Origin of the sequence: Cupriavidus taiwanensis (assembly GCF_900250075.1) — a bacterium.
GTDB lineage: Bacteria > Pseudomonadota > Gammaproteobacteria > Burkholderiales > Burkholderiaceae > Cupriavidus > Cupriavidus taiwanensis_C.
The window spans coordinates 81586-100578 of record NZ_LT977072.1 but is presented as its reverse complement, the minus strand read 5'-3'; the positions used below and the strand labels follow the sequence as shown (position 1 = coordinate 100578).

Sequence of the window (18993 nt, the reverse complement as noted above, 5' to 3'; positions counted from 1 at the left end):
CATCTCGGCGCTTTTCAGTTGAGCGAACGCTCGCCGCCCTGATACAGCGAGCCGGAGCGCTTCCCAAACCCCCCCCTCTAATTCGAGCGTAAGCGCATGGGCCGGTCGCGACAGTAAGGTCCACTGCGGGCACAGCCGGTTTCGCAGCATTGCCATGCACCAATTATTTCCTTTAATGACATGCATATCGGCCGCCGATGACCTGAACTGTAGCCCATACGCTGGTGTCAAGATATCGAAATAACGTGCTTAGTCCGGGAAGGGAAACAGATCGCCCATGACTGTGGGCGTATACCGCTGTCCGATTCGCAGGCTCGCGGCCATGTCTATAAATTCGGGCCATATTGGTAACCAGTGACCCTAGACTGTTTACCCAACTTGTCGCATCGAGGCACGAATAATCCAGAGCGACAGGAGCATCGCCGCGCACATTGCACAGAGTGTTTGCTTTGCTCCGAGCCAGTTGGCTATAAACCCCATAAGCAGGTGTCCAAGAGGCATGCCGCCCAATAAGGCAAGACAGTACAGCCCCACCACGCCACCGCGTAAATGTATCGGGCAACGCCGCTGCAGAGTTGAGTTGATGACGGTCACTGAATACGACAGGGCCATGCCGATGAGGAAAAAACCGGCCCCACTTAGCATAGCGTTCCGGGATGCTGCGACGGCAAACAATGCTGCCGCGCTCAGCCAGGGGGTCCAACTGAGTGCGTTTCTGTCGGTGCGCGAATTTCTCAGGGAAGCAAGCGCAAGCGCCGAGAAAAGCGCACCTGCGCCAGCGCACGCGGAGAATACGCCGGTGTAGCGGCTGGCGGAGCCAAACTCCGACGCCGCCAACGCGGGGATAATGGTTTGATAGGAGCTGACGAACAGGCCGAAGCATGCAAGCATTGGCACATAGCGCCTGGCGAACTCATCGTGTTCGGCGAATTGGAACACGTCGCGGATGCTGGTATGTTCCCGCGGCGTTGCTTCGACGGACCGTGATTTCGGCAGACTCTGGATGGCGGCTAGCATGATCAGAAGACCTGCGACACTACAGGTGAATCCTGCGATCGCGCCGTACCGGGCGAACAGAACTGCAGCGACCGCAGGCCCGGCCATACGTCCGACGTTGAAGACGAGGGAGTTCATAGCGACCGCATCGACAAGCAGCGAACGGTCGCGCAATGAGGAAGTGAGAAGCAGCTGGCGCGCGGGCCACTCCAAGGCCAGCACGAAGCCCAACAGGCCCGCCAGTAAGAAGATCGACAGTACGCTTAGCGTTCCGGCAATCGCGCCTAGCAAGAATACCAGAGATATTCCCAAGGAACAGCTCAGAATCCATAAGGTCGTTGCTCGAATAGTGGAGAGCTGAAGGCGTGGCCCCACCAACATGGGCACGAATAGCATCGGTCCTTGCAGCAGGAAATTGAGCACACCGATGATGGACGCTGAGTGGGTCTGGTCCCACAACAGCAAAGTCAGCGTGATGTTCAGCGTCCAATGGCCGAGATTGGACGCCAGCTGACCGCCGAGAAAGCGTCCGACGAGAGGCTCAGCAAATACCGGAAAAGCACGCGTCAGGAAGGAAGTCACAAGATTTCCTTCCTGAGAAAATTTTGGGCGAGAGCTTGATGCCGCGCCCCGGACACCCGCAGGCTGTCTTTAGCGGCGACGTTAGCCTTCGTACTTTGAGAATATGCGAAAGCCAAACTCCGCCGGTTCCTCACTGTTTTGGACAGCAACGTCGTACGATACGGGCCAGCTGACGATGCCGATGAGTGCGGGAGCCTCGGAGTCCCCGCATCGACGACCAACACGTCACGAGCTTTTGTGAGTGCGAGACCTCCATGAATCAGAACATCGCTTGAGAAGAGTTCGCCAATCCATGTCGACTCAGCCATTTTGCTGTTTGGAAACCCCGTTACATCCATGCGGCGCACCCACTCCGCCCTTGACACCTGAAATTTAAACGCCTCGCTTACCTGTTCAGCGAGGACCGGTTCAAGCTCACGATGGATTGACATGCTCTTCCTCCCTTTATCCCCCAAATCTCGAGACGGTTTCACACGCCCCTTTGCTCCACCGGACCACGTCGTCCCACACCGACGATCCGAATGCGGCCAAGGTGCTACTCGCAACTTCTATTCCCTCCGCCGCGCCTTGTACCGATTCCGAACGGCGAGCGAATGAGCTTGTCGTAACAACGACACAATATGACTCGGTTGTCGGCCTTGATTGTCTACCTCAGTAACAAAAATTAACCGGGACGCGGTCTAGCTTCCGTATGGTCAGAACTCAAAAGGAGTGGGCACGAATCTCGCATTTGCCGCTCGCAGTTCAATTTCGAGCGTCAATGAACACATCAGATCGAGGTGAATAGGTGCGACCCGTTCCGACTCGTCACATGACGAGAATAGTAGAGCTAGAGCGTGTGCGTATTTTGGAGTGCACGTCGAGCGCGGCCCGCCTTCCCGGTACCAAAATTGGAGGGCGGCCGCCGCGAGCGCGCCGCGGACGTGTTGGACCATTACCGCTCTCTGAACGCGTAGCTCTCCTCGGCGCCGACCGGCGAGTTATCGCCCAACAGGACGAATCCAAGCACGGGTCACGCCGAGTATGCGTTAGGGATTTTCGCGTAAAGAGCGCGGTGATGTCACCGTTTCACTACCATGCGCCCAGGGAGAACCGGCATGTATTATCAGTTTCTTGTGATCCATGCATAAATGCTTCATCCAATCGATGGGCGCAAGCACGATTTCGACTTTTCGGCTGCCGATATATCACATCTTCTTTATGGTCGAGAAGTTTTTTCTCGCGGATATCGGTTTGAAAAATCCGTTTCTCCGCCTATCAATAACTTTAAACCGAAATTTATAGGCTCCTTATGCATTTTAAAGAAGGTTTTGGTGAAGCCATTGGGCATCACGGCGAGCTTCTCCAGGGAGTTTTTGAAAGCGAATCGAAGAAGCTTCACCGTGGCTTGGTTTCGCTACCTTGTCCCAACCTGAGGTCAAAGGTGAGCTTTTTAGCCAATGAAGAAACTCGCGTTTCTGTTAGCCCACAACGTTGCATAAAGGCGAAACGTGCTGCTGAGCTTACGCTAGATTCCTTCGCACAAACGAGAGTCGGCGGAAGCGTGATAATTACAAGCAACATCGCCATCGGCCGCGGCATGGGATCTTCTACTGCAGATGTAGTGGCAACCATCTTGGCCGTGCTTGACTACTTAAATATTCAAGCGTCACTTGATCGTATAATGCAAATTGCGGTGGCGGCAGAGACTGCATGTGATTCCACGATCTTTTCTCATCCCGCCGTGCTTTTTGCGCAACGCGAGGGGCTGGTAATTGAGGCCTTCAAAAGGCCAATTCCCAATGTCGATCTCATCAGCATTGATTCAGCAGAAACAGAGGCCGTCGACACACTTACATTTACACCCGCCGATTATAACCAAGTAGAGATTGAGAAGTTTCGCTCACTGCGGGCTCTCCTGCGTCAAGCGATTAACACTTCCGATCTCAACTTGCTCGGCCGAGTTGCTACGGCAAGCGCCCGGATCAACCAGAGGTTCTTGCGAAATCCCCACTTTGACAGGCTGGAAGAGATCGGTCTCCGGCATGGCGCGATAGGAGTCCAAGTTGCCCACAGCGGAACTGTTTTTGGTTTGATGTTTGACCCTGCGGACGTCAGCTCCGCAGAGCGTATCGAATTGTCCACCCGTGAGCTGAGGCGCTCAGGCTTTGAATCGTTTATCGTGCACACATAAAGGCGATTTCGAAAAATGGCTAATATAAATGTAATGAGGAATTTGGAAGATTTTGAAAATCCTCGAATCGTTAAGTTGAGTGACGATTTGTATGGCGCAAGTTTTTTCCTTATGAAGCTCTTACCGGCGCGATTTATGTTGGAGCGGGCATCGGATCAAGGTTTGCTAAAACCAGGCGCCACTATCTGCGAGTCATCATCCGGAACTTTTGGCCTCGCTTTAGCCATGCTTGCTGTTCAGTATGGATACAACCTCATACTCGTGAGTGACTGGGCACTCGATCGGCATCTTCATAAAAGACTTCTAGAACTAGGAGCAAAGGTTGAAATTGTAGACAAACCGGCGCGCTCCGGCGGACTTCAGCAAGCGCGATTAAACAGGCTCGCCGAATACCTAAAGGCGATCCCCGGCAGCTATTGGCCCTCACAGTACTCCAACATGGATAATCCGATTTCCTACGGGAAAATTGCGGAGTTCCTAATCGAAAGAGTGGGAAAAATTGATTGTCTGGTGGGGCCTGTTGGATCAGGCGGATCGATGTGCGGCACGGCCACGTTTATTCGAACACTGTTTTCTGAGTTGAACGCAATTGGTGTCGACACTCCGAACTCTGTCCTGTTTGGGCAACACGGCGGAAAACCGATATCCCTCAGCGGCCTTGGTGGCGCATTCGTACCCTCCAATGTAGATCATACCCAGTTTGATGAAGTTCACTGGCTAACGCCCGTCGAGATTTTTCATGCAACTCATCAGTTGCATCGACTTTACGGATTGTTCATGGGCCCCACTAGTGGGGCAGCGTACAAAGTGGCCGACTGGTGGTCAAGAAAAAATCCTGGAAAAAAGGTAGTCGCAATTTTCCCGGATGAGGGTCATCGGTATGTCGAGACAGTCTATGACGAAAACTGGCTCTCATCCGTACCTGGATGGCCTGCACCGGTGCCTAAAGAACCAGTGGCGGTTAACGCACCCACCCAAGAGATTAACGTGTGGTCTGCCTATGCGTGGCGCGGGCGTACGCTCGACCAAGTCCTTACTAGCCAAGTGTCCACGAATTCTCACACGCCTCCGCGACGAGTGTCCGACAGTACCTCGCTTGAGCGGGATTTACACCGACAGTACAGGGCTACTACATCTACCGAAAAGGCTCGCGACGCTAGGCTGGTATTTTTATCCCGTGACGATTGCGCGTCGGTTTCCCACCTCGACGTGAAGCCCGAGCAGAGGCAGTTCGTCGATCCGTTGTATACGGTGTTCCTTGAACTTCAACGTAGTTCTCATCACGAGAATGAGCACCCATGCGCGGTTGTGGTCTGTGATGAAATAGTTGGTTTTTTTGTCCTGCGTGAAAGGGACGCGTTGCCGGAGTGGGCGTCATCAGACGCTATCACTATGCATAGCTTCCGTATTGGACAACCATATCAGGGCAATGGATATGGTAAGGCGACATCTGGATTGGCGGTAGATTGGATTCTGTCGAATAGACAATATGTAAATCGTCTTATGCTGGCTGTCAACAAGCGTAACTCCATAGCCATGAGAACATATCTCAATTCCGGCTTTCAAGAAACCGGTATAAATTATTGTGGGCCCGCCGGACTTCAGAATATTATTGAATTTAAACTCAGATAGACGCATCCGCCCGCGCTTATACGCTCATTCCAAAAGCAATCACAATTATTTTCAAGATCGTTGTTGCACAAGTAGAGACGGCAGCGGCAGCGGAAACCCCTGCTTGAGAGCGAGCAGATCCTGGACAGCGCATCCATATAGACTAGCGCGTGGCCACGATTGGGCGACAGGGTTAGCCGGCGGTCCGAGCAATTGCCCCACCCACCTCGAGATATCTCCTCGGGTTATCAATCCCTTGTCGAACTGCGCCCAGTTCTTGACACGGTAGCCCGTGGGGCTCGACTTGCTGCTGGTTGTCCTTCCGCATCGCCCCCGAAAAAGTCCAAGAAAACTACGAAACCGCCTCAGAAGCTAACAGAGACCCTGTTCCAGCCATTGGGCGAAACGTCAGCCCCAACCGAACCCGAAATTGTGCAACAGCGCCATTCTCAAGACTGGGTATTCAGGATTTCGACTTGTCAGGTTTGCACGTACATTCCCTCTTTCACGCACTTCATTAGAGGCGAGATGTACATTCTTGAACTGCCGTTAACAGCATACGATTATCGCTGATAAAATCAAGATGCTCATGAGTAAGATTGCTTCGGCGTGGTTGAATCACCGTTCGATCGACTAGCTTGCTCTGCCAACTTTGAAGCGGGCTACTAGGTCATGTCGCGTCGACCCTCGTCATGGTGAGCCTATTGACTCCCACACACGCTCCATATTGAGGTTCAGGAAGAGCCGCCCCATCACCGCATTGCCCCAACAATTTCCCTTTCGGCTCATGCTGCAAATCCCCTGATGCTACCTGTGCATGGCTGAATATTCATCGCTCGCCTACCGGGCAACTTAGACCGGTCGTCGCAAGCACACATGGTTGGGCAGATTACAGATTTTCATCTACGGCTTTGGCGGCTGTCGCCAACCAAGCGATTCTTCGGGGTCTGCTATTCAGCGCATTGGCAACGGCCTGAATCTCTCGAGTGCTCCAATGGGCTAGGACAACCGCCCGTCCGTCAGCGTTCGTGACAAGAAGGTTACTTTCAAGCGGCGTCCGAGCGGACTGTACAACCTTGGCCCATGGCAGTAGTTCGGCGACGCGAGTGAAGGGGGAGGCGAGCAAAGACGTCGAAGGTAAGCCTCCGAATCGAGATCATTCAGGTTGGCTACAGCCACCAGCGAATAGACGGCGATGCCGCGTTCGCTGCTACTGTCCGAGACGAAGTACAAGTAGTTCTTTATACCGAGAGCCGGCCCGCAACGTCCGCTCCGCAGCGTTATTGTTAATCTCGATCGCAAATATCGCCGGCATACTGCATTAGTGCTGTCGACTGATTCAATGCGCAGCCCATCGCCTTCGCGGTATCGCTATTGGACGATACCTTGCTCAGCGCCGAGCGTAGCCAGATCTCGAAGGCTTGCGCCCGTTCCTGTCGGACACGCTTTCGCTCGTAGGACGTTTCTCGCGGATGTCAGCGTCGTTCCCGAGTGCCAGGAGAGATAGTGGATTTTTTCGTCTAGCATGGGAAAGACATCCAGCCTCCTGAACATGGCGTCTTTATAAATGGACTTATAGCCTGCGACTGTGTCGGTGCAAAATTCCTCTGAAGCCTTTCAGGGGGCGAACTCTGCGGGAAGAACGGATATTAGTTCCTCCCTGACACTCGTCCCGGCCGAGCCGCTCCCCGCGGACCATTGACCCATCCAAGACCCAGTTGATTTTCGAGTGGCGCCAACGGCAGATGCTCCAGCGGCAAATCGCCCGCAGTGTTGGTGTTTCCGAATCCACTGTCAGCCGGGTGCTCGCGCACGCTGGCCTGTCCCGGCTCGCCGATCTGCTGCCACGCGAGCCCGTCATGTGCTATGAACACGCCGCTTCGGGTAACCTGCCGCACATCGACACCAAGAAGCTCAGTCGCATTGAGCGGCCCAGCCACCACGTGACCGGCAACCGCCGCGATTCGGTTGGTAGCAACACTATAACTGGCACCGATCACATACGGCATCGGCGGCCTTGCCCCAATGTGCCGATTTCCAGCGTCGAGAAATAACGTTTTGACGCTTCACAGCTAGAACAGCAGTTCGTCGACATCGCACAGGCTCAGGTTGAATCGGAGACAGCCGTCTATGGCGCAGCTGATGACCGCTGCCGGAATCAGAAACAGTGATAGGGCGACCTGACCTTCTTCACGCCACTGCTCGCATCAACTTGACATTGTTCTGAATTTCCGGGCGAAAACCGAAAAACTTATTTTGACCTCTGTAAAAATTTACCTGTTTAAAGTGCGGCACGCCTTCAATGAGGCGTTCACCGCGCTTAATCGATAACCTCAACCTTACGTACGCCACTTCCGACCGTCGCTTTACGCCAGCGGCGTTGGTCAAAAGGAAACATAAGGTAATCGCGCACCGTGATCGGTTCAGACTGGGTTGCGAGGCCAACTTCCGGCCACTCATCCTTTGTCGGCCAGTACGCCGTACGGAAAATCGTGTCCCAGAGCGTCGTAAATGTCCCGAAGTTTCGGCCCCTGTGACGCGCTTCCATTGAATGGTGAATACGGTGGAACTGGCCATCCCCGACGATGTATCGTAGCAGCCCAAGATTAATACGCGTGCTCGAGTGAGACAAGTGGACCTGAAAGGCAATCAGCGTCAGCGCAACAGTTGGCACGACCCCAGATTCGAAGTGGATCAGAGCGAGCGGCATCGCGACGAAAAAAGCATAAATAAGCGGCTCGGATAAGTGATGAGCACAATTCCAAGCCGTCAGTTCGCGGATAGAATGATGGGTGGCGTGCATGCGCCACAGGAATGGAATAGCATGCTGTGCGCGGTGCATCCAGTAGCGGAAGAAATCAGCGGCAATTGCGACTAGAATGCCTGAAAGAACGCCGAAGCCCGCGCTAATAATTGCGTTGTCAGAGTGAAACAAAGTCCCGAAATTCACCGTCAGAAGCGGCTTGACCCCTAACCACTCCAGACCCACAGCGTAGACATGCCAGACAACTGCAGCGAACCCAAGGCGAATGATCCAATTTCGTACCCCGCGAACATATGACGCAAAACTGTATCGATAAGCCGGAAAAATCAGCTCGAGCGCGACACAGACGGTAGCGAATATCGCTACGAACTTGAACGAGTTTACGAAAAACTCGGCCATCTGATTTACATCAAAAAGGTGCAATTTTCTACTCCGTCAACGAGGCTGCATGCTTTCTGGTGGCGATTTGAGGTCAATGGAAATGCGGTATGTCGCACAAGTCATTTTCGCCCGGATCGTGCGCGTAAAACCAAGCAGTCTTGACATATCCATTCCATGGAGCAGTCACACACAGAGATCTGCCGTCACTGAATCTATCACGGATAGGTCGACGTTTCTCGAAACTTGGCAATCGATTGTTTGGATGGGACTCATTCGAATCGCAAATGGCTTTCACACCTCCGCAGTTCTGGTCTACGCCGGAATCTCAGAAAATCCCGCCATAAGGCCGAATGGGTTATGACGCGGGGCCACAGTTCGATGAGATTGTTGAACAGGCCGGGGCCATCCTGACAGTGTAGTCAGACCCAATGTAGCATCGGCCCGACCGGATCCGGATGGTCGCTGAAGGCCGCCAGCGCCACATCGTACTGGGCATCGGTCTTGGTCGAGTACATGATGCGCTCAAGATTGGAAACGAGCCCGTCCAGGCTGCACTCGCCGATGCCGGCCTTGAATACCGTTACGCCACCCGACGGATTGACCGCAAAGAAGAACGCCTTGGTCTGGGACGATGTGCGACAGGATCGTTCTCGCTCGCATTGCTTGTATTGATCAGCGCGTTGAAATACGATAGCCGTAAAACTCAAAGTCGAAAATGCAAGACCTCCAATTTTCGGCCCAAGTGCGAGAACGGCTAGTTGAGGATATCTTCGACCGGAAGCGGTTCCAGGCAGGCATGGAGCGTTTAGCTTGGAACTAAGTTATCTGTCTGTGAAGAAGACTAAAACTAGATGGAAGAAGTTTCTTGTCAAACGCCGGCCATGAAGCTGCTATAGTTTTATGCTAGCTCAAGATCGCTGCATCTAAAGGACTAGAGATATTGTCGACGGGGTCGTTTCCAAAAACCAGCGGGTTCTATGTCAATACATTACCACTACGCGAGGTGCATCTAACAGCATCCCCTCAGGTAAACGCGCTACGCCAAATGGAGCCACGACAACCGCCGCCGAGGCTGATTACGTCAACCCAATCTTCACCGAGGACTACCAGGTTTTGTCGATACTTGGAAATTACTACGGCGACCAGCTACTGCTAATTAAGAGTTTGTTTGCCACGGCACAGGCCGCAGGTCTCTCTACTGCCACTATCGGCAAGTCGGGAGCCGCCTACATCCAAGACCTCGGTGAAGGAGGCTATTTCCTGGACGAAATCACAGTGCAGCCGCGGAGCTTGGTGACGGAGTTGCAGAACACTGGCATTGCGTTGCCGCTTAACACGCGGTTCGGCTATTCCCCAGCCGAAGCGGTGACGTTGACGGCTAACAATGACGACCCGACAGCGCGCGCCGGCTATGTCACCTTCAATACCACGACCTATGACTCCGCCAATGACGTGATAGCCGTTGCCGCGGCGCAGACACTACTCAGGGTGCGCCCGAGGATGCGGCCAACAAGTACATGCTTTCGGTGTACACAAACTACATCCTGCCAAAGTAGCAGCCCATGCTTTCGCTAATCTGGTTCCGCACACCCGGCAACGGGGAACACGGCTATGGCCCCGGTTCGCCGCAAAGCAATTGCGGGACTACGCTCTCAGGATCAACGCTTGGGAGAACTTATCAGCGCGCTCAAGACAAACGGCTTGTACGCCAGCACAAACTTAGTCATCGTTTCCGATGATGGCCATACGAGCGTATCGGGCCCCTTGTCATTGTATCCGCTGCGTGCGATTACGCGTTGCGCAGGCCTCCGACAGGCACTCATGTCAACGGTTCTACCAGCGGCACAGACATGGCTGCAATCGGCCCGCTATCAGACACCGGGTTCTCCTTCTCGGGGGATGTGCGTTCGGCAGACCTGCACCTCTCGGGGCTTTAAGGCCTACGATGGTTCGGGCTGCACGACCTCGACTTTGTATGGACTGCAGGCCAACGGCAGGCCGACCGTGCCGGTAAAGATAGATTCCAAAGTCACCCTTGCGGCTCGCCGAGTACAAAGTTCCAAGCGATCAGCGCAGGACTAGCTACGCCGGTGGCCAGTTTCAAGGGCCGTCACCGGGCAACCTACCCGCAAACGGCATTGTGGTTGCGGCAAACGGTGGATCCGACTACTTCTACGTGCCCAGCCACGATTCGAGCACTATCAAGAATTTGGTCAAATTCCTGCGGCAACGGGAGGAGTACGGTGCTATCTTTATCGACAATCGCTATGGTTTCCTGCCGGGCACCCTCCCGATGTCGAGGTCAACCTTGAGAATGCACAGCGGCAAAATAACATCCAACCTGACGTGGTAGTCAGCTTCAATTGGGATGACGAGGTCGCGGTTCAAGGCATGCCTGGCACGAGTTCGAAAGCGCCGGAGGCTACGGCGGCATACACTGTAGTTTCGGCCGTACCGACGTGCATAACACGCTGATTGCCAGTGGGCCATCATTCCGCACTAGCGCTGTCATCTCGAACCCTACTGGCAATGTCGACGTGGCACCCACGGTGGCTTATCTGTTGGACGCAGGCCGACGGCCGCATTCTTAATGAAGCCCTAACAGGCACCGGCAAGCTTGTGTACCCCTGTGATCAAGCCCGCAACCATTGCAGCACCGCGCTGGCGCCCGCACTGAATTTTGAACTGCCCACCGACCCGACCGGTAATACGAAGGATCTGGCGCTTACGCAGGGTACCTACTCTATCGAGCTAGCCGTCAAGGAGTTGATCGTCGACGGCAAGACCTATCGGTACTTCGACTATGCCAAGGCTTTCCGTCGATAATGGCGGGGGGCGCTCTTAGCCAGCGCTGCACTCGTATGCTCTTTTCCGGTCCAGATTGCGAAGCTGGACAGTTGGCGCCAACCTTCGACGCGGCCTTTGGTGCCCGTGCTGAGCCGGCCGCGCTTTTTTACCGTGCTACATTCCAAAGCAAGGATGGGATGCACACGTTGCAGGTATGGAGGGATGATCAGACCCGATTGCGACGTAAGACCGATCGGGCGATCGATACATATGTGGCCCGCATTGCAGCCAACTCACTCGAGTACCAAATGACAGTGGTCGATTACAGCAAGCGCATCACCACTCGTATTAATTGCATCAACTTAGTTCGTCTTGGCCATATCAGCGACTGGTTTTACTTGGCACATGGCCTGCGGCATCCAATTGGACGCTACGAACTCGCCCTTACTCGTGCACCGGCAGGATCGCGGCGCCATTAACGTCTTGCCCTGGTACGCGCTCACGCAGGGCATCATCAGTAGATTTGCCCGCGCGCTCCAACAAATTCTGTGTGAGCTATCGTCGCCAATGGGTCCCAATGTCAACGCAGACGTCGATGCGGATTAGCTTAGATCGGATGAGCGTTGTGTGGCAAGATAGTCTGAAACTATAAAATTTAGGTGTAAAAGCGCGCGCATTGAAAGCTCGATGTTTTCGAGCCAGGCCTGCACCCATCCATGTCCTCATCGCGGCTTCGAGCGTGAAGAACAACAGACGCCTATGTGTTGTCGAACTATAAGCGCTGGGCTCGTTCGGTGATACTACACAATTTGCCAGGCATCGACGACTCCAAATGTCGTAAGAAGCATGGCTTCGACGGCAGGGGATGGAGGAGGTCCCTCGCCGCCAAAATTCCTTCAGGTCCTCGGAGGTTTATTCCTGGGGAATCAGAAAGCGTTCTGGCCGTTTACCTAGCCACGCCGGCGTTCGGCCACGCCCCGACCACGTCTTGCCCGTCTTAGGGTCCATGTACTTCGGAGGCAGTAACCTCTTTTCGGGCGAGGCGGCCACAACGGCAGGGCGGCCGCGACGACGGCGAGGCGCGATGTCGTCTTGGGACAATTCGTAGCGCATCATCAATCCGCGAATCTGTTCGATAACACTCGAAAGCTCATTGGCACGGGCCTCTTCGATTTGGACTTCCAGCGCCTGTTTCTGAGCTAGCAATTCCTGATATGTTGCCATTTCGATCTCCAATTGGTCAGTTACTCATGACCTATTACGCAACTTAAGAGAGTCCTGCAAGGAATCCATTCTTGAACACTTAGCCGGGAGCCAGCAACGTAGTCGCACAACTCAATTCATCCTACTTAGGGCCGGGTACACTGACATCACTGAAGCACAGGGGCGGAACGCATAGTGAAAGCGTCTACGTGGTAGCATAATGCGCCTTGCTGAGCGCGGCGAAATCTGGAAAGGGAAATGCAGGCTCGCGATTGATGCAGTCCATCGCGCGGCTACAGTTTAGCCTGCGATGAATTTAAGGCGGCCGCCTCGAATCTGGATCCATTACACGATTCTTCGTCACGGACTAACGGCCACGCGCCAATCTCAGGTTAGAGTCATTGTACTTGTGCGCACTACAATGTGGCAGACTAGCTAAAGCCCGTTTGCCACGTCCGCTTAATGGTTTTACGAAATGCCCGCTTTCAAGCGTTAGCTTGACCGGGCATTTGAGCACCTGTACGTGTCGTCACTCCTGCGGAATCAAAAAACGTTCAGGCCGTTTGCCCAACCATGCCGGTGCTCGACCTCTTCCGGACCAAGTCTTCCCGGTCTTGGGGTCCATATACTTGGGTGGCAGCGGCGCCTTTTCGCGCTGTGCTGAAGCAACACCGACTGGCCGTCCCCTACGGCGCCGCGGCGCAACATCTTCGGGCAACAGGTCGTATTGCGCCATCAAATCACGAATTTGTTCTATGACGCTGGCAACCTCGCTCGCCCGTGCCTCTTCAAGCTGGGCCTCGATCGCTTGCTTTTGCGCTATCAGTTCTTTATATGTTGCCATTTGCGCCTCCGGTTATTGCTGACGTTTGACTTATACGCACTTTAAAGTCAGTCCGCAAGTTCTTTTTGTTCCTTACCTTACAAAAATGTTGCAAACCGTTCAAATCCCGGGGCCGCTTTGCCGTGCCGCTGGTACTTGAACCGTATGGGTGCGATGGAGACTCTCCCCCTTCTCGGAGTCAACGGTACTCCTCCGCGCGCGTGTGCTTACCTGATCCGCTGAAATCGGCTCCCACGCTAGCCAAAAAAAGGGACCGATGCCCTGCTCCACAAGCAACCATTGCGCACTTAAAGTGATCTGTCTGGGCATGCTACAGCACGCTGATATCCCTGGCCCAGCTCAACCTAGCCTCATGCGCGACAACGCCGGTTCGGTTCCTTCGTCTCCACGGATTGGGATGGAATAGTAAGTCCATCTCGCACCGACGGAGTAGGAGAATCGGATTGAGCGGAGACGCACAGGTCTGCGTTCGATCCGAGTATTCTCATCATTGTCGGATATGGCTGACCAGCGCTTCCAGCAATGTAAATACAAAATTCGCTGGATCCAAGTTTCTTGCTTCTTTGCGTAGCCAATGCTCGGCAGCATCGGGTTCACTCTCATTTCCGAGCATCTGCGCCGCTCGGACAGCGACAGCTCGCTTTGCGAGCGCTATGGCATCAGCCGCAAGACCGGCTACAAGTGGATTACGCCAATGAAGGCGTCCGCGGAGCGATCCTGGCGCCGCGGGGCCCGGCGAGCAAGGAACTGGATTCAGCAGCGCCTAGCCGAGCGGTTTGGCGAGGGAGAGGTGCCGTCTCGCACGACCAGCTACAACATCCTCAAGGCAGCGGGCCGAGTCGCGGATTAGGGTACTGTACGAATATGGCGCCAACATCACAAACCCTAAGCCGTCGCCGCACGGGAGCGTAGCGGTCGGAATCCGCCCCTCTCGACGCGCTTGCTTTGCAGCCAGAGGCTGTCGCCATAGAGGATGACGGAGACGGCGCGTTCGAGATTAGACGATGTGCCACAGCAGGATCGCCCGTGACGACGAGATCCAGTCCGCTGGCGCGATAGCGTTGAAGTTCGTAAGTGCCGTAAGTGCCACTCCGCAGCTTGCCGAGCCGGTTGAAGCAACGGCCCAAGCCAGGTTCGCGTACTCGTGCGTTTTGGCGCGGGTAGCTCGACGAGCACAAGCTATGCAGTCACCTTGCCTTGCTTGCTCAAGGTTGCTAGCAGAAGGAATCGGACCACTGCGCGAGAATTATTTTGGTGCTGATCGGCTTGTGCCGCGGACCAATATCAAGACGGGGCAGTATATAGGTAGCCTCGATACTTTTCGCCTGCTTAACCTCCCTGCATTGCCATCTGCGCCCGGCCAGTCGGCAAGTTGTATTAGTCGCGCTTAGGCGCCGAACTGCGTGTTAATCACCGCTTCCACGAGGGTCACGCCATTTGGAGTCAAAGTAACGATATTATCGTCAACGGTGACGAGTGCTTTTCCCACCAGCGCATTCAGCGCACGATTGATCTTCGGATTGGCAAAAAAACTCCGCCCCTCAAAACGTTCTTTAAACACATCATCATTCACTGGGACTAATGTCGACAAGGCCATTTTGAACGCATTAATTTCACCATGAGCCCGGGAGATGCCTCGGCTGTCTTCAATGGGCAAGCGATGCTTGCCAAGTGCTTCCTTGTATCTACTGTATCCAGTTATGTTGATAGCTTCGGCTGTTGTACACTTCGAGCTACCACCCAAACCAATAGCCACCTCTGGATACTGCTTACCAAGATCAGTGACTAATCCCTTCCATTTTTCGGGGGGATGATTCCTATGATGGAAGTACATTGTGGGATGCTCCAGATAATTGCAGGACAAGTACTGTTCCACAAGCTCCCGCATTTGATATTGCTTACCTAAACCAGGGAACCCTCCCTTATTAGCGAAAATTTTTCTTTTCTGCCACAAACTTTGTCGCTCGCCGGAAACACCGGTGCGTCTTCTCATAAACTCACCGATGTGCAGCTTGGTGCAGACAACATGAGAGAGCCCCAATTCTAGAACCTTCTCCATGTCCCGTTTCACGTCATCGACACTTTGCCCGAGGAGTCCATAAATAAGGTCGACACTAATCCAATCGAAACCGACCTCGCGTGCGTCATGAACGGTTTCCATGCAAGCGCGGGCTGAATGCGCACGACCGGATGCTTTGATAATATGCTCATTGAAAGACTGCACGCCAAAACTGATCTTGGAAAAACCTATCCTTTTTAAAAAACTCAAATATTCTTTAGTCAGCGTTCCCGGATCACCTTCAAACCGCATCGATGCAGCCGACAAATTAAAGTTGCATCGATAAAAATCCACTAAGCGTCGCAGTTCGCGCTGAGGAAGTAGTGATGGCGTGCCACCGAAGATATTAAACTCCCCAACCTCTGCTCGGCGAAGGCCTGGGATACTCTCAAGCCAATGCCTTGCTTCTGCTATATTACTATCTACCACATCCCGGAACACAGTCTGCGCGGAGTCGACCTGTGGGTTGAGTATGACGGTGGGGAATGCACAAAAGTGGCAACGGTAGCGACAAGTTGGAATATATGACCAAAGATGGATTTGTTTAGCCTTACTTATCTCTCGCTCCATATCACCCAAAAAAGAATAATATGGGTAATTAAGAATATCACCGGGAAAAACATGGCAGCCGAATGTGTCCTTAAATACGTAATCTAGAAATTCACTATTTTCCGGCCTCGAGAGGAAATCATATACTCGCGGCAAAGGATAGCGAACATCGACGTCATTCAACGAATCTAGCGCTGCTTTGTTCATTAAAAAACTCCACCGTTCGCGAAATAATTATGTGCCTCCCCGGATTCACGGTCCTCACAAAAGTAATAGACAAAACGCTTGAAGTCTTCCGGCTTGACAACATCGAAACACTTTGGCAATGGTGGTGGGAAGCCGATATCTTCGCCAATGGTTCGGCGCATGGCGCTAAAGATCTCATCACGAAATTCGAAATAAAGTCGATAGCATGACGTTTTATAGGAATGGATAGACTTAAAGTCGATCATGCGAGTTTCATACTTAATTTCCTCGAGACGCCGGTACAGCTGGTCTGCCGCGCGGCCAGTGAAGAATTCACGAACACGTGCATTTTCCAGCAAAAGATGTGGATTAAGCAGCACAGGCAGAATGATATTCTTGGGAACATAGTCTTTTATTGAGCTGAGCCAGGCATTTTGTGACTGTTCGGGGGTCGTATCTTTCAGCGCAATATTTTGGCGTCCCTTTTCTGTCCGGACGTCCTTCATGATAATAATACCGTCCTGACCATAGGCGATGCCCGTGATGACCTCGTCAAGCAGAGTATCAACCCGACGACTGTTAATTTCTACCCGGGAATCTCGGGCGTAAACCGGTTTGCCACCCCATGCAACGACTCGTATCCCAAAATCCCAATCATCGGAAAGATGTTCCACAAATTTACCGCTTTTGAGTTGGTAGAAGATTTCGATGCCACCGACCTTGTCGTAGAACCTGCGCTCAACAGCGAAGCCCTTCCCGTCTGGAAAACCACCGAATAGTGAAAAGGACATTTCCCGACAGCGTAAAGTTTTTTTGATTTCCCGAAATAGATTCGGACGACTGGCGAATAAACTTTCATTATAATAATAATTGCACGTACCGAGATCCCCATTATCATCCATCATTTTTTTTATTATTGCGTGCAGCCAGTATGGCTCTACGGTGCAATCAGCATCCGAGGAAACAATATAGTGTTTTTTTGCACCCCCAGGCGAATGTCCCTCGTTCTTGAACGCAACGACGCATAATCCATACCCCGTTTTCTCGCAGATGAGACCCCCTGAACGGCTTCCGGGATGATATTGATATCAATAGTGGGATTTTCGGATTTAAGACGCTCTACTTTTTGGACGGTATCGTCCGTAGAATTGTTGTCTACAACAATCAACTCATAACTTTGGTGAGTAATCAATCCGTTATGGGTTTTCTGGTTGATTAAAGATGCGAGTACCTTCTCAATGCAATCGCTTTCGTTATAAATTGGCAGTACGACAGATACAAAAATATTGTCTCGCATACCACTTCCCAAGAAATCGATTAAAAAATATCAAAGGCCCTAGGAGAAAGTAATCGTTTTCCTAGAACATAATTATTTGCTGCAATTTTTTGTGTAAGCTGCTTGTTGATGACCAACTCATAGAGCGCATCAATGAATTCTTGATCAGGCAAGCCATCTTTCCCCTCTGATATCCTCATAACTGGAGCAACGAAGCCATGCTTGCCATAGACTTCATCATAATATTCATAGCTTGTCGTGATGTAACAGCGTTTGTGACAAATTGCTTCGCCAATAGGATTTCCGTAGCTATCATAATCCCAGGAGGTGAGAAAAGAGACCAGATCGCAGGAATAATATAGATCATCGATAGTGTACGTTTGGCTCCGGGAGGATACACCGCCGTGCTGAAGAAGGCCGAGAAATCTCACAGAACCCTCGCTGTTAAGCGTTTTGGATAAAGTTACTAGCTGTTGATAATATTCTGGATCTTCATTTGGATTCCCCGCAATAAAAAGCCACGCCCTCTTGTCTATGCAATTTTCAACAAAAATTCGATTTAGGTGATGAATTATATAAATATCCCTGTCCAATCGCTTTTGAGGGATAATTCTTGTAGTTCTTGCAATAAGAAGATCGTCATCACGGATGGAGAACTTCTCCCTCAAATTCGTGTAGCCGACCTGGTCTTTAAATTCGTAGGTATTTTTTTCAACCTTGACCTCAACGGCATAATTACACCACTCCTCAAGTTTGTTCTTTAGATCTTCGTTGAGTGTTACGTATGTGATGTGATTGGACTTGATAGGCTTGATTGCATTTTGGTATGGTGGTGAACCATACTTCATGGCGGTTTTTTCGCTGCTCCACATCAAATCATGATCCCGCCAAATAACAAAGTTTCCCAATCCATTGTGTTTTCCATACTCTTCGATGGCGAGGTACAGGGCTCGGGTGTAAATTATGTTTTCAGGAAGCGTCCCATTTTCTACAATAACATAGCCAATATTCAGACTATCCCAAAGCTGAACAATCTTTTTTGATAGTTGCTGTGATGCATATATAATGTCGCTCTTTATATTTTCTTTGTTTCGACTGGTCGTTGACGACGGTTGATTTATCAACAAATTATGCGCGCGCTTAATAAAATCGGCGTTATAATTTTTTATGGAAGTGATGTCATCTATGCGAACAAGAGTGAATAAGTCCTCGTAGAGGTCTTTTTCCCATTCGTATGGTTTATTAAATACCCCCTTGTCAACTTTTATATCATAACCAAGGTCCAGGTACGATTTTATACCTTTTTTTGAAAGCATTTTCGCTGTCTTGAGTGCCTCAATGGTAATTCCTGATACCGCGACTGCGTCAAATGATATAAATATGGCCCGATCGTATTTCATTTTTGCAAATGTCATATTAACTCGATTCAGAGAATTGGAGTCGCTCACACCGCAGCTATACTGGCAGTTAGTGTTCTACGAATTTCGCTAAGATATTGTGCGTTTCAACAATTTTGGCTTTATGTGTTCACCATCAAATATGCGCCCGTCCTTGGATTGCTATTGTGCAATGCCTCGTTGCC

Annotated in this window: 14 protein-coding genes and 4 pseudogenes; 6 read left to right on the top strand and 12 right to left on the bottom strand. The window is 52.0% G+C overall.

What is annotated here, in order from left to right; genetic code table 11:
* Positions 1–369 precede the first annotated feature (369 nt).
* Positions 370–1578 (bottom strand): MFS transporter, encoded by a 1209-nt coding sequence (locus CBM2588_RS29215; RefSeq protein WP_115683841.1) that lies wholly within the window; start codon positions 1576–1578, stop codon positions 370–372.
* Positions 1575–2009, bottom strand: a complete 435-nt coding sequence (locus tag CBM2588_RS29210; RefSeq protein ID WP_147298460.1) for a hypothetical protein — start codon at positions 2007–2009, stop codon at positions 1575–1577. The genes CBM2588_RS29215 and CBM2588_RS29210 overlap by 4 nt, the downstream gene beginning before the upstream one ends.
* A gap of 860 nt (positions 2010–2869) precedes the next feature.
* Between CBM2588_RS29210 and CBM2588_RS29205 the strand changes: the two genes are divergently transcribed.
* Together CBM2588_RS29205 and CBM2588_RS29200 are read left to right on the top strand one after the other, a co-directional pair.
* Positions 2870–3751: a GHMP family kinase ATP-binding protein gene (locus tag CBM2588_RS29205; RefSeq protein WP_115683840.1), complete on the top strand. Its 882-nt coding sequence runs from the start codon at positions 2870–2872 to the stop codon at positions 3749–3751.
* A 33-nt stretch (positions 3752–3784) separates the two neighbouring features.
* On the top strand, positions 3785–5383 hold the full coding sequence (locus tag CBM2588_RS29200; RefSeq protein ID WP_231942367.1) for a pyridoxal-phosphate dependent enzyme: 1599 nt from the start codon (positions 3785–3787) through the stop codon (positions 5381–5383).
* Positions 5384–5455: 72 nt separating this feature from the next.
* Here the strand turns inward: CBM2588_RS29200 and CBM2588_RS31210 are convergent.
* Together CBM2588_RS31210 and CBM2588_RS31725 are read right to left on the bottom strand one after the other, a co-directional pair.
* Positions 5456–5690 (bottom strand): annotated as a pseudogene (locus CBM2588_RS31210) (IS5/IS1182 family transposase); the annotation flags it as partial.
* Positions 5691–6030: 340 nt separating this feature from the next.
* Positions 6031–6169 (bottom strand): annotated as a pseudogene (locus CBM2588_RS31725) (IS3-like element ISKpn18 family transposase); the annotation flags it as partial.
* 860 nt (positions 6170–7029) lie between these two features.
* On the opposite strand from CBM2588_RS31725, the pseudogene CBM2588_RS29195 reads away from it, so the two are divergent.
* Positions 7030–7332 (top strand): annotated as a pseudogene (locus CBM2588_RS29195) (IS481 family transposase); the annotation flags it as partial.
* Positions 7333–7682: 350 nt separating this feature from the next.
* Here CBM2588_RS29195 and CBM2588_RS29190 read toward each other — a convergent pair.
* On the bottom strand, positions 7683–8525 hold the full coding sequence (locus tag CBM2588_RS29190; RefSeq protein ID WP_115683838.1) for a sterol desaturase family protein: 843 nt from the start codon (positions 8523–8525) through the stop codon (positions 7683–7685).
* A gap of 401 nt (positions 8526–8926) precedes the next feature.
* Positions 8927–9214: a hypothetical protein gene (locus CBM2588_RS29185; protein WP_231942345.1), complete on the bottom strand. Its 288-nt coding sequence runs from the start codon at positions 9212–9214 to the stop codon at positions 8927–8929.
* A 236-nt stretch (positions 9215–9450) separates the two neighbouring features.
* Here CBM2588_RS29185 and CBM2588_RS31720 point away from each other — a divergent pair.
* Together CBM2588_RS31720 and CBM2588_RS29175 are read left to right on the top strand one after the other, a co-directional pair.
* A pseudogene (locus CBM2588_RS31720) lies at positions 9451–11333 on the top strand (alkaline phosphatase family protein); the annotation flags it as partial.
* A gap of 71 nt (positions 11334–11404) precedes the next feature.
* Positions 11405–11773, top strand: coding sequence for a hypothetical protein (locus CBM2588_RS29175; RefSeq protein WP_147298459.1), 369 nt, complete (start codon positions 11405–11407; stop codon positions 11771–11773).
* A gap of 433 nt (positions 11774–12206) precedes the next feature.
* On the opposite strand, the gene CBM2588_RS29170 is transcribed toward CBM2588_RS29175, so the two are convergent.
* Together CBM2588_RS29170 and CBM2588_RS29165 are read right to left on the bottom strand one after the other, a co-directional pair.
* Positions 12207–12518, bottom strand: a complete 312-nt coding sequence (locus tag CBM2588_RS29170; RefSeq protein ID WP_115683837.1) for an H-NS histone family protein — start codon at positions 12516–12518, stop codon at positions 12207–12209.
* A 508-nt stretch (positions 12519–13026) separates the two neighbouring features.
* Positions 13027–13341, bottom strand: coding sequence for an H-NS histone family protein (locus tag CBM2588_RS29165; RefSeq protein ID WP_115683836.1), 315 nt, complete (start codon positions 13339–13341; stop codon positions 13027–13029).
* Between the two features lie 574 nt (positions 13342–13915).
* Here CBM2588_RS29165 and CBM2588_RS29160 point away from each other — a divergent pair.
* Entirely contained in the window at positions 13916–14191 is a 276-nt protein-coding gene (locus tag CBM2588_RS29160) for a hypothetical protein (protein ID WP_115683835.1), read from the top strand.
* Positions 14192–14728: 537 nt separating this feature from the next.
* Here CBM2588_RS29160 and CBM2588_RS29155 read toward each other — a convergent pair.
* The 4 genes from CBM2588_RS29155 to CBM2588_RS29145 are packed head-to-tail and all read right to left on the bottom strand — an operon-like array spanning position 14729 to position 18826.
* Positions 14729–16156, bottom strand: coding sequence for a radical SAM protein (locus tag CBM2588_RS29155; protein ID WP_115683834.1), 1428 nt, complete (start codon positions 16154–16156; stop codon positions 14729–14731).
* Positions 16156–17061 carry a hypothetical protein gene (locus CBM2588_RS29150; protein ID WP_231942366.1) on the bottom strand — a complete coding sequence of 302 codons (906 nt, stop codon included), beginning with the start codon at positions 17059–17061 and terminating at the stop codon, positions 16156–16158. The genes CBM2588_RS29155 and CBM2588_RS29150 overlap by 1 nt, the downstream gene beginning before the upstream one ends.
* 11 nt (positions 17062–17072) lie before the next feature.
* Positions 17073–17432 carry a glycosyltransferase family 2 protein gene (locus CBM2588_RS31195; protein ID WP_231942342.1) on the bottom strand — a complete coding sequence of 120 codons (360 nt, stop codon included), beginning with the start codon at positions 17430–17432 and terminating at the stop codon, positions 17073–17075.
* 20 nt (positions 17433–17452) lie between these two features.
* On the bottom strand, positions 17453–18826 hold the full coding sequence (locus tag CBM2588_RS29145) for a hypothetical protein (RefSeq protein ID WP_231942341.1): 1374 nt from the start codon (positions 18824–18826) through the stop codon (positions 17453–17455).
* Between the last annotated feature and the right edge of the window lie 167 nt (positions 18827–18993).

What these genes read in the sequence shown, in the direction of transcription:
- CBM2588_RS29210 (WP_147298460.1), bottom strand. Translation starts at nt 2,009, where the DNA reads ATGTCAATCCATCGTGAGCTTGAACCGGTCCTCGCTGAACAGGTAAGC.
- CBM2588_RS29205 (WP_115683840.1), top strand. Translation starts at nt 2,870, where the DNA reads ATGCATTTTAAAGAAGGTTTTGGTGAAGCCATTGGGCATCACGGCGAG.
- CBM2588_RS29200 (WP_231942367.1), top strand. Translation starts at nt 3,785, where the DNA reads ATGAGGAATTTGGAAGATTTTGAAAATCCTCGAATCGTTAAGTTGAGT.
- CBM2588_RS29190 (WP_115683838.1), bottom strand. Translation starts at nt 8,525, where the DNA reads ATGGCCGAGTTTTTCGTAAACTCGTTCAAGTTCGTAGCGATATTCGCT.
- CBM2588_RS29170 (WP_115683837.1), bottom strand. Translation starts at nt 12,518, where the DNA reads ATGGCAACATATCAGGAATTGCTAGCTCAGAAACAGGCGCTGGAAGTC.
- CBM2588_RS29165 (WP_115683836.1), bottom strand. Translation starts at nt 13,341, where the DNA reads ATGGCAACATATAAAGAACTGATAGCGCAAAAGCAAGCGATCGAGGCC.
- CBM2588_RS29160 (WP_115683835.1), top strand. Translation starts at nt 13,916, where the DNA reads ATGCTCGGCAGCATCGGGTTCACTCTCATTTCCGAGCATCTGCGCCGC.
- CBM2588_RS29155 (WP_115683834.1), bottom strand. Translation starts at nt 16,156, where the DNA reads ATGAACAAAGCAGCGCTAGATTCGTTGAATGACGTCGATGTTCGCTAT.
- CBM2588_RS31195 (WP_231942342.1), bottom strand. Translation starts at nt 17,432, where the DNA reads ATGCGAGACAATATTTTTGTATCTGTCGTACTGCCAATTTATAACGAA.
- CBM2588_RS29145 (WP_231942341.1), bottom strand. Translation starts at nt 18,826, where the DNA reads ATGACATTTGCAAAAATGAAATACGATCGGGCCATATTTATATCATTT.